The organism is Motilimonas cestriensis, assembly GCF_021295315.1.
GTDB lineage: Bacteria > Pseudomonadota > Gammaproteobacteria > Enterobacterales > CBDFNC01 > Motilimonas > Motilimonas cestriensis.
In genome coordinates, this window is the sequence record NZ_JAIMJA010000072.1 from 1 (window position 1) to 1,100 (window position 1,100).

The window sequence follows — 1,100 nt, forward strand, 5'->3', positions numbered from 1 at the left end:
TGACTCTCGTCAACAAGACAACGTCGCTTTTGGTAAGGAGGTGATCCAGCCCCAGGTTCCCCTAGGGCTACCTTGTTACGACTTCACCCCAGTCATGAACCACAAAGTGGTAAGCGTCCTCCCGAAGGTTAAACTACCTACTTCTTTTGCAGCCCACTCCCATGGTGTGACGGGCGGTGTGTACAAGGCCCGGGAACGTATTCACCGCGGCATTCTGATCCACGATTACTAGCGATTCCGACTTCATGGAGTCGAGTTGCAGACTCCAATCCGGACTACGACGGACTTTTTGGGATTCGCACACTCTCGCAAGTTAGCTGCCCTTTGTATCCGCCATTGTAGCACGTGTGTAGCCCTACTCGTAAGGGCCATGATGACTTGACGTCGTCCCCACCTTCCTCCGGTTTATCACCGGCAGTCTCCCTAGAGTTCCCACCATGACGTGCTGGCAACTAAGGATAGGGGTTGCGCTCGTTGCGGGACTTAACCCAACATTTCACAACACGAGCTGACGACAGCCATGCAGCACCTGTCTCACGGTTCCCGAAGGCACTAAAGCATCTCTGCTAAATTCCGTGGATGTCAAGAGTAGGTAAGGTTCTTCGCGTTGCATCGAATTAAACCACATGCTCCACCGCTTGTGCGGGCCCCCGTCAATTCATTTGAGTTTTAACCTTGCGGCCGTACTCCCCAGGCGGTCTATTTAATGCGTTAGCTTTGGAGCCCACGGCATATAGCCACAAACTCCTAATAGACATCGTTTACTGCGTGGACTACCGGGGTATCTAATCCCGTTTGCTACCCACGCCTTCGCGTCTCAGTGTCAGTTATTGGCCAGGTGGTCGCCTTCGCCACCGGTATTCCTTCAGATCTCTACGCATTTCACCGCTACACCTGAAATTCTACCACCCTCTACAAAACTCTAGCCTGCCAGTTCCAAATGCAGTTCCCAGGTTGAGCCCGGGGCTTTCACATCTGGCTTAACAAGCCACCTACACGCGCTTTACGCCCAGTAATTCCGATTAACGCTCGCACCCTCCGTATTACCGCGGCTGCTGGCACGGAGTTAGCCGGTGCTTCTTCTGTCGCTAACGTCACAG

General features: G+C 53.4%; 1 rRNA gene. It reads right to left on the reverse strand.

Annotated features, from left to right (window positions below):
• Positions 1-33: 33 nt before the first annotated feature.
• Positions 34-1,100: ribosomal RNA gene (locus K6Y31_RS22045) — 16S ribosomal RNA — on the reverse strand; the annotation flags it as partial.